Annotated in this window: 13 protein-coding genes; 2 read left to right on the top strand and 11 right to left on the bottom strand. The window is 33.9% G+C overall.

Going from position 1 to position 12,646, the window contains the following annotated elements; genetic code table 11:
- Window positions 1-430 precede the first annotated feature (430 nt).
- Together PGH12_RS15260 and PGH12_RS15255 are read left to right on the top strand one after the other, a co-directional pair.
- The gene (locus PGH12_RS15260) at window positions 431-2,059 is read left to right on the top strand and encodes an acyl-CoA carboxylase subunit beta (RefSeq protein ID WP_267598311.1); all 1,629 of its coding nucleotides are present in this window, start codon (window positions 431-433) and stop codon (window positions 2,057-2,059) included.
- Between the two features lie 190 nt (window positions 2,060-2,249).
- Entirely contained in the window at window positions 2,250-2,720 is a 471-nt protein-coding gene (locus PGH12_RS15255) for a VanZ family protein (RefSeq protein WP_267598310.1), read from the top strand.
- Between the two features lie 178 nt (window positions 2,721-2,898).
- Here the strand turns inward: PGH12_RS15255 and PGH12_RS19160 are convergent, their stop codons facing one another.
- The 11 genes from PGH12_RS19160 to tssD (PGH12_RS15205) form a co-directional block, all read right to left on the bottom strand.
- Complete coding sequence (locus PGH12_RS19160; protein ID WP_420710304.1) at window positions 2,899-3,075, bottom strand: hypothetical protein; 177 nt, start codon at window positions 3,073-3,075, stop codon at window positions 2,899-2,901.
- Between the two features lie 26 nt (window positions 3,076-3,101).
- Window positions 3,102-3,674 carry a DDE-type integrase/transposase/recombinase gene (locus PGH12_RS15250; RefSeq protein WP_442867871.1) on the bottom strand — a complete coding sequence of 191 codons (573 nt, stop codon included), beginning with the start codon at window positions 3,672-3,674 and terminating at the stop codon, window positions 3,102-3,104.
- 186 nt (window positions 3,675-3,860) lie between these two features.
- Window positions 3,861-4,088, bottom strand: coding sequence for a transposase (locus PGH12_RS15245; RefSeq protein ID WP_267598307.1), 228 nt, complete (start codon window positions 4,086-4,088; stop codon window positions 3,861-3,863).
- 66 nt (window positions 4,089-4,154) lie between these two features.
- Complete coding sequence (locus PGH12_RS15240; RefSeq protein ID WP_267598306.1) at window positions 4,155-4,298, bottom strand: hypothetical protein; 144 nt, start codon at window positions 4,296-4,298, stop codon at window positions 4,155-4,157.
- A gap of 50 nt (window positions 4,299-4,348) precedes the next feature.
- Window positions 4,349-5,158: a hypothetical protein gene (locus PGH12_RS15235; RefSeq protein WP_267598305.1), complete on the bottom strand. Its 810-nt coding sequence runs from the start codon at window positions 5,156-5,158 to the stop codon at window positions 4,349-4,351.
- A 77-nt stretch (window positions 5,159-5,235) separates the two neighbouring features.
- Window positions 5,236-6,240 carry a hypothetical protein gene (locus tag PGH12_RS15230; protein WP_267598304.1) on the bottom strand — a complete coding sequence of 335 codons (1,005 nt, stop codon included), beginning with the start codon at window positions 6,238-6,240 and terminating at the stop codon, window positions 5,236-5,238.
- A gap of 91 nt (window positions 6,241-6,331) precedes the next feature.
- Complete coding sequence (locus PGH12_RS15225) at window positions 6,332-7,837, bottom strand: hypothetical protein (protein ID WP_267598303.1); 1,506 nt, start codon at window positions 7,835-7,837, stop codon at window positions 6,332-6,334.
- 2 nt (window positions 7,838-7,839) lie between these two features.
- Window positions 7,840-9,735, bottom strand: coding sequence for a type VI secretion system Vgr family protein (locus PGH12_RS15220; protein WP_267598302.1), 1,896 nt, complete (start codon window positions 9,733-9,735; stop codon window positions 7,840-7,842).
- A gap of 67 nt (window positions 9,736-9,802) precedes the next feature.
- Window positions 9,803-10,192, bottom strand: coding sequence for a type VI secretion system tube protein TssD (gene tssD, locus PGH12_RS15215; protein ID WP_267598301.1), 390 nt, complete (start codon window positions 10,190-10,192; stop codon window positions 9,803-9,805).
- Window positions 10,193-10,343: 151 nt separating this feature from the next.
- Entirely contained in the window at window positions 10,344-10,730 is a 387-nt protein-coding gene (tssD, locus tag PGH12_RS15210; RefSeq protein ID WP_267598300.1) for a type VI secretion system tube protein TssD, read from the bottom strand.
- 165 nt (window positions 10,731-10,895) lie between these two features.
- A complete protein-coding gene (gene tssD / locus PGH12_RS15205) occupies window positions 10,896-11,282 on the bottom strand; it encodes a type VI secretion system tube protein TssD (protein WP_267598299.1) in 387 nt (128 codons plus the stop codon).
- Window positions 11,283-12,646 lie beyond the last annotated feature (1,364 nt).

Below are 12,646 nucleotides of genomic sequence, written 5' to 3'. Positions count from 1 at the left end.
AAGACGTATAGATTATTAAATTTTATTTAGCCGCTTTTTATAATTCAAAAAATTGTTTTGTTAAATCAACCTCAAAAAAAATAAATAAGCTCATCATTCCAAAGAACCTATCCTTGAGATTCATATAATTCAAAAAAATAGCTGTTAGCTAAATTTAAAGTTTCCACAAAAAAAACCCTGAAAGTCTGTTCAACTTTCAGGGCCTTCAAATAATAAACTATTAAAAAAATAAACTAGGAACAAAGGATTTATAACGGAGTAATCAGCTCCTTTCCTCTATTGTAAAATTATAAAAAAAACAAACATAAAAAAACATATCTATGTTAAATATTTCATAAATTTATGATTTTCAATGCGTTGAATCATAAAAAAGAGTAATATTTTATTTTTTATAAAAGTAGTATCTTGGTCACTTAAAAATTGGAATTTCATGGACATCGAATTTAACAAAAGAGAAGATCAAAACAAATTAAAATTAGCTGAAATAAATCGTTTGCTTTCTGAAATAAAAAAAGGTGGAGGAGAAAAAAGACTTCAAAAGCTTCGCGACGAAGGTAAAATGACAGCAAGAGAAAGAATTGACTATCTTCTTGATAAAAATTCTGATTCCATTGAAATCGGTGCTTTTGCAGGCTACGAAATGTATGAAGAACATGGCGGCTGCCCGAGTGGTGGTGTCGTTGTAGTAATGGGTTATGTTTCAGGAAAACAATGTATTGTGGTGGCAAATGATGCTTCGGTGAAAGCCGGCGCATGGTTTCCGATCACCGGAAAGAAAAATCTACGAGCTCAGGAAATAGCGATGGAAAACAAACTTCCAATTATTTATCTTGTCGATTCTGCCGGAGTTTATCTCCCGATGCAGGACGAGATTTTCCCTGACAAAGAACATTTCGGAAGAATTTTCAGAAATAATGCAAAAATGAGCGCTATGGGAATCATTCAGATTTCTGCTGTGATGGGAAGTTGTGTTGCTGGAGGTGCTTATCTTCCTATTATGAGTGACGAAGCGATGATTGTTGATAAAACGGGATCTATTTTCCTTGCCGGAAGTTATTTGGTAAAAGCAGCAATCGGTGAAAGTATTGACAACGAGACTTTGGGTGGTGCAACAACTCACTGTTCAATTTCGGGAGTAACAGATTATAAAGCGAAAGATGATCAGGATGCTTTAAACAGAATAAAAAACATCATGAAATCTATCGGAAGCTATGAAAAAGCAGGTTTCGACAGAATTGAAAGTTTTCCTCCCAAAGAAAAAATAGATAATATTTTCGGAATTATGCCGGTTTCCCGTGCAGATCAATATGATACTTTAGAAATTATAAAATGCCTGGTCGACAATTCTGAGTTTGAAGAATACAAAGCCGACTATGGTAAAAGTATCATCTGTGCTACTGCACGAATTGACGGCTGGTCTGTAGGAATCGTCGCTAACCAAAGAAAACTGGTAAAAAGCGGTAAAGGCGAGATGCAGTTTGGAGGAGTAATTTACTCTGATTCTGCTGACAAGGCAACGAGATTTATTGCCAACTGTAACCAAAGAAAAATTCCGTTGGTATTTTTACAGGATGTAACAGGATTTATGGTTGGTTCAAAATCCGAACATGGCGGAATCATAAAAGACGGCGCTAAAATGGTGAATGCAGTTGCCAATTCTGTAGTTCCAAAATTCACAATCATTACGGGGAATTCTTACGGAGCCGGAAATTATGCAATGTGCGGAAAAGCATATGACCCAAGATTAATAGTTGCCTGGCCATGGGCAGATCTTGCAGTAATGGGTGGTTCACAAGCTGCGAAAGTCTTGGCCCAAATTCAGGAATCTACCTTAAAAAAGCAAGGCAAAGAGATTACAGAAGAAGCTCATAAGGAAATTTTGGATTCTATTTCTAAGAAATATCAAAAACAAACAGAAGCAACTTACGCTGCTTCAAGATTATGGACGGATGCTATTATAAACCCTATAGATACCAGAAAGTGGATATCTTTGGGAATTGAAGCCGCAGATCACTCTCCGATTACTGAAAAATTTAATTTAGGCGTTATACAGGTTTGATTCTGACTTTTTATTACATTTCTAAAGCCTCATTTGCTAAGTGAGGCTTTTATATTATGTTAAATACTGCTAAGGAATTATAAAGTTTCAAAATGACATACTACTAGGGTCAGATTTTTGTTATTCTAATATATCAAAAACTAATAAGCACTTCAACCTCTTTTTTATTACTAATCCTAAATGGAAACCTATGAAAAGATATTTTGCAGTATTTATTGCCTTATATGCCGTCGTTTTATTGTACATGATGTTCTATGCTTCTGGAAGAGAGCCGTCAGAAATTGCTTATATCCAGCATCAACCATTTATTACAATTCAACATTTTTTCAACGATCACAACACTGATAATCAATCATTTATTATAAACATTTTCGGTAACATTTTTCTCTTCAGTCCGTTCGGCTGGTTAGGTTTATGCATCAAAAAATTTAATAGATTTATACCACTAACTGTATTTTTTCTTATTGCAATCAGTATTATTGAATCGTTACAATATTTTTCAGGAAGAGGTGTAGCAGATGTTGATGACGTATTTTTAAATACCGTAGGTATGCTGATAGGATTCTTTATATTTAAATATGTAACCTGGAAAAACATTGCCAACATTAAGTTTCATTTTGACCTGCTTGAAGATAATAAAATGACTTCTCCTGTGTCTTAAACTATATATTATAAATTATATCTATAAATAAGCACGCTCTATATTATTGTTAGCATAATTAATAAAAAAATTCAATCATTATTCAAAAAAATGCTACCATTTTATTTTAAATCTTTGAGAGTCATATGTTTTTTTTCCGTTGCTTCATATTGTGATTTCTACTGTAATCTTACCCATTTTAGGCACACTCAGAAGTAGATTTTTTGGTTAATAATTTACTGTTTTCATTGTTAAAATTTTGTTGGAATGTGGGAAACTCGTTGGCCTTAGCTTGGGCAAGTTTTCCATATTTCAACAAAAAACCCCTTGGCGTGAGGTATTGCAATGATTTGTGAGGTCGCTCATTATTATACATCCACATCCAAATTTCTGAATGATGTCTCATCTGCCTGACCTGATGTTCTCAAAAAGATAAACATCTAAAAATTCTGTCCGAAAAGTCCTATTGAATCTTTCTACCAGAGAATTTTGCGTAGGTTTTCCAGGCTGAATATAATGAAGTGTGATCTCATTTTTATTGCACCAGTCTTTTAGTTTTTCAGCAATAAACTCCGGACCGTTGTCAACCCTTATCTTTTCTGGTTTCCTACGCCAGTCGATTAGTTGTTCCAGTTGTGAAACTACTCTTGCTGACTGCAAACTGGTATCGATGGTAATATTCAAAATTTCTCTGTTAAAATCATCAATAATATTAAGACTTCTAACGCTTTTACCATTCTCCAAAGTACCGTGCATAAAATCCATACTCCACGTTACATTTGGATAAATAGGTCGAAGTAAGGGCTCTTTCACCACTGCCGGAAGCCGTTTCTTTCGTTTGCTTCTTAGATTCAGTTTCATCGATTTGTAAATCCTGTAAACCCGCTTGTGATTCCACCCGAAACCCAAATTTCCCAAACGGTGGTGCATTGTCCATAATCCCCACGTCTGATGCTGGTCTGCAAGTAAAACCAGCTCCTCCCGGATTTTATCATCTCATTGTTTTTCTTCTTTTTGTAATAAAATACCGAACTGTTTATGGTAAAAACTCTACACGCATTCCGAGTGCTTATTCCATATTCTGTTGCGGAATAAACAACCAGTTCCCGCTTCTCGGAAGGTGTTAAGTTTTTTTGCAATTACGTCCTTCATCACCACATTTTACAGTGTAAGTTCCGCTACGATTTTTTTGTATTGCGAAAGTTCCTTTTCCAGCTCTTTCATTTTGGAGAGTGGCTGAACATCCAAACCGCCATATTTGCTTTTCCATTTATTAAATGTCGGCTGGCTAATGCTGTGTTCCCTGCAAATTTCATTTACTTTTTTACCTTGATTTTGTTCAGCTAAAATCTTAATAATCTGGACTTCTGAAAATTTACTGTTTTTCATTGTCTTCCAAATTTAAAAACTATATTTTTAAATATTCCGGTTTTTAGGGAAAATTACAAACGTATTTTATTTTACAAATTCGCCTACCATTACACGTCCGCCACTTTCCGGAGAATCAAAATGCCAGAAGATGCCTTCTGTTACCAAAAATTCATCCTTATAAAATCCAAAAATATTTTGAAGAATGGTAAAATCTGTTACATGATGCACTTTCCAACTTTTGCCATAGTCATATGAATAACGAATCTCAGGTTTTGCTCCTAGTTTTCGATAATCACAGACAAGTTTTTATAGCGATAGAAATATTTATTTTCATTGGTTTCTTCATACAATTTATTTTCATAAATATCATAAATTCCGTACTTATATTTGTCTCCGTCTTCAAGTTCTATTTTTTTTAACAGGAGATTTTCATCAATATATCTAAAATACTCATACTTGTTTTTCAAAACAGATAGAATCTTAGATTGTCTTGATTTTACATCATATTCGATTATTTCCTGATTTTTTTTATAAACAATTTTCCCATTGCCTATATAGAAATATGACTTTCCTATTTCATCAACTGGAATACTATAATATTCATTTTTGTCTAATAGGTTTATTATTATATATTTTCCAAAATTTTCAAGCACAATATATTTTCCATCAAAATCACTATAGTAATAGTTTGAGAAATCTTCGGGTTCGGCATATTCATCTACCTTTTTCAGTTCAAAAGTTTTGTTGTTGAGTAAAAGTATCTTAAAGTGCTTTACTGCCAAACTATCCATCGTGTAAGCTTTTATTAAAGTATGGTCGCTTTTAGATTCCATATACTCTAAATCTTTTTCTCCTGTTTTTATTTCTTGGTAACTTTTCCCCTTGTCATTAGAAACAAACAATACAGCTATGCTACTTTTTTTAGAAGAATCAAATGAATGTTCATCTTTTTCTGCTCCCATGATTATTGTATTTTCATAGGGTATAATTATGTTTCTAATAGTAATTGCACTTCCAGGGTTGAAGGTATTATCATTAACTTTTACCTTATATAAATCGAAAAAATCATATTTTGCTATCCATTTCATATTATCATCTTTTGGTTGTTGTGAGCAGGCAAAAAATGACAACAACAGAGTCAGCATTGATATTTTCAGTATTCTGATCATTTTACAAATTCGCCAACCATTACACGTCCGCCACTTTTTGGGGAATCGAAATGCCAAAAAATACCTTCCGTAACCAAAAACTGATCTTTGTAAAAGCCGACAAGACTTGAAAGAATCGTAAAACCCTGCACGTGGTGCGACTTCCAGGTTTTACCATAGTCATAAGAATAGCGGATCTCGGGTTTTGCGCCTAGTTTACGGTAATCACAGACAAAGTTTTTGTAACGGTAAAAATATTTGTTTTCTGGTGTTTTTGTATACAAAGGATTTTCGTTGATGTCATAAATATCATATTGAAATTTATCGCCATCATCAAATATTTTATTTTGTAAAGTCAATTGATTATCTATATAGAAAAAATAATCATACTTATTTTTAAGCTTATTGAGTAGTTTGTCCTCTTGTGTGATTGCATTGTACTCTCGGATTTCATTGTCTTTTTTGTAAACTATTCTGCCATTGCCTGTGTAAAAAAAATAATCTCCAATTTTATTGGTAGGTATTTTATATTCTTCTTTTCGATTGAGAAGGTTAACGATCGTAAACGTACCGTAGTTTTCGAGCACAATATATTTCCCATCAAAATCACTATAATAATAGTCAGAAAGATTTGCTGGTCTTATATATTCATCTACTTTTTGTAGCTCAAAAGTCTTATTATTCAATAATAGTATTTTATAGTGTTTGACAGCTACACTATCCATTGTATATGCTTTTATCAGGGTATAATCGCCTTTGGACTCCATGTACTCCATGTCTTTTTCTCCTATTATTATTTCCTGATAATTTTTCCCTCTGTCCTTGCTGGCAAATAAGACTGCAATATCTCCTGTTTTTTTGGGGTCGAAAGAATTTTCATCTTTTGATCCTCCTAGTATAATTGTATTCTCATAGGGAATCTCTATTTTGGCTAAGCGAATTGCACTACCGGGATTAAAAGATCCTCCATTCACTTTTACCTTATATAAATCTATAAAATCATATTTTGCTGTCCATTTCATATTATCATCTTTTGGTTGTTGTGAGCAGGCGGATAGGGATTTTATAATGCATAATGCGCCTATTAAGAGCCTGCTTATTTTGTATCGTAGATTACTCATGTGTGATGCGGTTTTCTCGTATGAATTTTTCTATGTCGTCCAACAGCATCATATCTACCACTTCATCTTTTATTTTCCCCCCGGCTTCTTTGGCTACTTCCCAAGCATCCATCCAACCCGAATTTTCCGGTTGGCTGTAATGTTCCATATTGGTTACAAGCAGTTCTCCATAATCCATATTACCGGCTACAATGGCTGCCTGCATCCAGGTGCCATAAGCGCCCTCACCAATCCATTCTTTGAAATCCGGTGACAAAGATATCAATGCTAAATCTTTTAGTGGTAACTCAGACATTGCTTTTGGATTATAAGCATCGGGATGCGTAGCAAAAGCAAATTCCTGAAAACGCTGATTGAAGAGTTCTATATTTTTATAGTATTTTTCTTTTTTTGATTCTTTTGCTTTTTCCTTACCGCCATTTCCCGCTGCATTAACTTCTTCTGTAGTCGGTTCAAAATTTTTGTTAAACGTACTTTCCATACTTTCTATGATTTTGTCATAGATAGCCTCATATTGATATTTAATTAAACCAATTTCCATTAATTTTTGCAAATCGAATCTTGCTTTTGTTAACCAATTTTTTCCTTGGTCAGATAACTTTGGATTCAGCACATGTGTAAATCTTACACAATATTTAAAACCATAGCTGTATCCTACCAAAGGTTTTCCGGCTACACCCAGCCTGTCTTCTGTTTTTATTCTTGCGACGGTCATCCCCACAGGGTTTTTCATTTCATCATTAAGGGCATAATAATCATAGAATTTCTCTGTATCTTCATTTATCTTTATCATTGGGCCATAGTAATAGTCAGGTGGTACATGCCCGCATTTCTCATGCCTACGCATAAAGTCATTGTACCTATACTGATAAAATTCGCATCTGCCATAGCCAATACTTTCATAGCTCTGTATTACTTTTTTATCGCAGGTTTTCACCAAAAGATAGTCTGGTTTTTCTTTTGGCAGAGGGATCTCGATATCTTCATGATAGGTGCAATTGAAGAATAATCTTACATCATCATCTTTTTCTATTTCTTCCACTATCTCTAATCCCGGAGAAAGCAGAAGATCCAAAACGGCTTTGTTTTTTTCAACTTTCACAGAAACAATACGAGCCTTATTGGATGCAATAACACTTATAGGATCATGAAATTTGTCTTCATCATAGTCATATAACTGAATACTGATTTCAGAATCAAATCCTGTTTTGGGATCTTTGTCCGGAATATTTTGCGTCTCGATATGGAAGTACACTTTTTGCCCTACATTACCTTCCATTATTCTTTGCTTGCCTTCCAGATCTAATGACCACCAAGCATCTTTAAAGTATTTGGTTTCTTTGTCTTCGTCTTTTTCAGGATCTCCAAAACTAATTCCGTCTGCTGCTGTAAAATGGCTAAACTGTCCTGCATAAGCTTCAAATTCATCAGTATAAACCGTCCAGCCTTTTTCTATCTCTGTGATATATTCACCTTTTGTAATCCGTACAATAGACATAATCAGTGCATTTTTGAGTTGTTTCCACTATTATTGTTGAAATTCTTTTGAGAATGGATGTTATTGTTTTCTTCAGAAATAATCTCTCTTCTTTTAGAATTTTCTTTTAGTTCTTTTGCCTTGGTTTCTCTATTTCCTTTTACAAATTCCATTAAACTTCCCACAATATTTGTCATAAAGTTTGCTCCTACGGATAAATTCTTCATCATGCCAATACTTTCTACCTGATTCATTCCTACTATATTATTTTGATTTCGTCCAACATTTGTAGTCATATTCTGTCCAACATTGATATTAAGATTCTTGCAATTGAACGTCATCTTTTCAGGAGCAGTAACTGTAATATTACTTCCAACAGTATCAAAAATCATTTCATTACCACTTTTGTCAGTTAGGATAATACTTTCATCTTCTGTAAATTTTAAAATATGTCCACTTCTCGTGTGTATTACTTTTATGCTGTTGTCAGAAGTTCCATAACCACTCGTCTCGCCACCATTATAATGCATCCCCATCACAAACGGTTTCTCTGCGCTTCCGCTCTCATGCCCCACCAAAACTTCTTCCCCAATCTCCGGGATAAAATGAAAACCTTTGCCAGCACCCGAATGTGGTTGTATCAACCTAATCCAAGGCGTTTTTTGTCCTTTATCTTCCTGCCACGGGAACTGCACGCGGACTCTTCCCATTCCCATCGGATCGTTATTGTCCACCACTCTTGCGGGTTGCTCTTCACCTTTTGGTACTGCTTCGGTGTCGAGATAAGGCACGGCACTGAATATATCCGGGATTCCGACAAATTCATTGTAATAATCGCCCGGTTCGTAGATGTGTTTTATTTCCAGGATGCGGTAGGTTTCCATTGCCTTGCCATTGATATCGGAAAGTTTTGCGCGTCCGCCAATCTTCAGTTCGGGAGTTTTACTTCTGCCTTTTACCTGCATCAGATTCTCACGCTTTTCACGTTCCAGTCGTACCGCTTCTGCCAACTGACCTTCAGACCAGTTCTGGATTCCCGTATGGTTGAAGTGCATTTTTGGCTTCTTTTTAAAAACATTTTTTGAGGCATTTGTTGCAATTACCTGAAACAGATTTTCTTTGTACTGGCTTCTTGCATTGCTGCTGTCTTTTTCTATTCTTGCTCCGCTTTCGGTGTCGTAACCCGTGAAGGTAAAATCCTGAGCCTGAATCCGCATTTCAAACTCAACATCAATCAAATCTATATTTTCGCTGAGTTTCAGAATTGGCTGCACAGTATTTCCGAAGATGAGTTTCTCGCCGTTGTAATAAAAATATTCTCCGTGACGGATCGCCAGTCTTTTGATGAACTGATAATCTGATTCCTTATATTGAACCGTGTAAGGAAGGGCTTTTTTGTTGAATTCACTCAGCGTACCGGAGGCTATTTCTACTTTAGCTTCCTGCGGATAGCCTTCAGTTACCTGTTTTACGATCTGCTCGAGGGTTTTGTCTTCAAAACTCTGACAGTCTTTTCCGCTTTCCAGTAAAATGCTTGGCGCAAAACCGGTAATGTAAAGCTCGCCGTAACCACCACCTTCATCTTTTTTATTACGGACATTTCCGATAATTCCCCTAAAGTAATGCTGACTTTTACCAAAGCGCCAATACGTAATTCCTATCTCTTTTCCGAGCAGATTTTTAGAATTTTCCATCACATAGCCTTTGAAAGTATCTAAGGCATCATCCGGAACCACGATCGTAAATCGGTCATGGTCATTAGTTTTTTGGCTCAGCTCTACCGTATAGCTGTTTTTTCGGATAAAATCTTTCCCGTCTAAAGTCAGAAGGCAATACACCAAAGGATTCGTTGTATCATGAAGCCAGTCTTCAAATCTGCGAGACGTACCGAATATCGTCGAGAAATCTTGGTTTTCCATTAGTTTATGATTAAATTTAGATTGATGGATGTGTATAAAATGAATGATCTATTATGATTGCTGATCATTATTCCAGCCACTGTTTTTCATGTGTAGCTCCATTGATGTTGAATTTCTTGGCGATCAGACGCATTTCTATCTGCAGTGGCTGACTATCGAGTCCATTAAAACATTCAGAAAATTCTACACAAAAGGCTTTTTCAAAGCTCAGTTCCTGTAGTTTGCTCATTGCATCTCTACGATAAAAAACGATTTTCCCATTTTTCATCTGATTATGATCCAACATCCATCCTAAAAGTTCAGGATTTCCCGTGCTTTCGATTTTGATGATGATGTCGCCTCCTGTAGGCATTCCTTTCGGCTTTCCGGTGCCGTCAACTGGTTGAATGAAGTTGTATTTGCACTCCAAAATATTATAGGTGTTACCGTCTAATTCTAGTTTTGATAAAAATGACATATTTTTAATTTATAAATGATTAATTATAAATGATAAGTAAAAAATTTATTGAAACAGTTTTGCCACTCATGACATAGTACTATTTAAATTTTATACTTAAAGCCAAAAATGGGTAATACTTAAATTACCCATTTTCTGAACTGTATGTAATTTACACCCACTCATTTTCGTATGCACCGCTTCCCATTTCTATTTTTCTGGCAGAAATAGTGAAAGTCTCGGTCAAAGGATTTTCTCCAGTAGAATCGAACTTTTCTTTATGCTTAACAAGGTAAGCTTCAGTGAATTTCAGTTCTTTTAATGTAGACTGACTGTCTCTTTTATAAAATACAAAGCTTCCTTCTTTTCTTTCGAAAGAATTGGTCATCCATTCGAAAAGATCGGTCTCTCCAGTACTCTCCACGGTTACTTCTATTTTTCCACCTCTTGTAATGGTAGAGGGTCTTCCTGTAGCATCTGTTTCCTGAAACAGACCGTAGTTTACGCTTAATACGTTGTAGTTTTTACCTGATACTTTTAATATAGTCTGAAATGACATAATTTTAAAATTTAGTTGTTATAAAATAGAATTGTTTTTTTTAAAATCTTCAAAACAACGATACTTATGAATTGACAAATCGAATAATCAATAATTATAATTCAATCCCTACTTATTCAATAAGAGATATTTTTTTTGAAAATTAAAAAGATTTGTGGGAAAAATTTATACCCAATCATTAGTGTGTTTTGCGTTACCTAACTCGATTTCCTGTGCCGAAAGAACAAACGTCTCTGTTAAGGGATTGTCTCCTGAGGCATCAAAGTTTTCGTTGTATTTTACAATATATGCTTCCTTGAATTTGAGCTCCTTCAGCGTAGCATCGCTGTCTCTCTTTACAAATCTCACGCTACCGTCTTTTCTCTCAAAAGAATTGGTCATCCATTCGAAAAGATCGGTCTCGCCGGTGCCTTCTACTGTAATAAAGATTTTACCGCCACGAGTAACAGAAGAAGGTCTTCCTGTTTTATCGGTTTCCTGTAGCATTGCGTATTCTACAGATAGTACGTTACGCTTTTTTCCTGCGTACTCCAAAATGGTTTTAAATGACATAATAAATATATTTAAGGTTTAATTTATAATATTACCAATATGGAATATATCCGGATTTGTGTTTTTCATCATTTTGCAAATTTTACATCAAACCAACATGGAATATATTCAAATGTTATTAAATATTTTTTTAGAAAATTAATTTTCTGTAAAACATTTATACAACAAATGTAGAACTATTTTTGAATCCTGCAAGTGTTTTTCTTTTTAACATCTTACACAAACACCAATTAATCAAATGTTTACAATTAATCTCACCAACCAATAAACAATTAGTACAACACCAAACTTCCACATAAAGGAAAACAACAAATTTTTATTTATTAATAAATAAATATTAATGAATTATTGACAATATAGTTTAAGTATGACAAATTTTTCATTATAGATAAATATCTACAAGAGTTTTAGACTATTAATTCTTAAATGCTATAGAAATTTATTCTTTACTCACTTTTATTCGGTTTGTGAATTGATGCTATACTTCTCAATGAGCTACTTATTCAAATAATATACGAATAAATAGTATAATGAGTATTCAATAAAAATCATTATGACAGTATGTAAGGCGATACGATAATTATCAGCACTATGGAATAAGATTTCAAATTACTAGCTAAGCAAACGTATTTTTTTTTCAAATTTATTAAATTAAAAACATGACTTTAAAAGAATTTTTCAGCTAATTATATGTTATGCTTTGTGTAAATAAATTTAGGGATATCAGCAACTAACAAACACCTGCAAATTTAATTCTAAACAACTAATAAAAGCAGAGAAATATTATAGTACAGTGTTATACTAAGTTGTGAGCTTTAAAATCGACTTGATTTTAGTAAAATAAATATTATTTTTAGAGGTTTTTGTAATAATATGAAGGCAATTTAAAATAGTTCCGGATCTAAGGGAAGATCAGAAAAATAAAATCACTCTGTTTTTTTTACGGCAAAAAATTCATGTTAAAAACTTTAGTTTTGTGCATCAATATTTTTGTATTATTACTTTAAGATAATTATTACATCTTTTACATAAATTATGTGCTATAAATTTCCCTGGTTTTGCTACAACAATCAGGAAGTTTATATCTAATCATTAGATAGTTGTAATGATGACTCGATGCTTAAATTCGTATTAGACTTGAAGTTTAAATAGCTGTCTTCTCAAAAAACAGTAATATTTGATGTATTCTAATTTTAGCCAACGATTCACACTTAGAATAATTGATTCGGATGTAAATGCTAACCGCAATAAAGCGTTATCCCGAACCAGAGTTCTATGATGTTTTGCCTGGAACTAATAATTGCTGGATTCAGAATGAAATTAATCGCTGTTATTACAAACATGTTTGACTTCAATAGAGTATA

Origin of the sequence: Chryseobacterium sp. CY350 (assembly GCF_027945075.1) — a bacterium.
Taxonomy (GTDB): domain Bacteria; phylum Bacteroidota; class Bacteroidia; order Flavobacteriales; family Weeksellaceae; genus Chryseobacterium.
The sequence above is the reverse complement of the archived record's forward strand: the minus strand, read 5'-3'. Positions and strand labels throughout refer to the sequence as shown.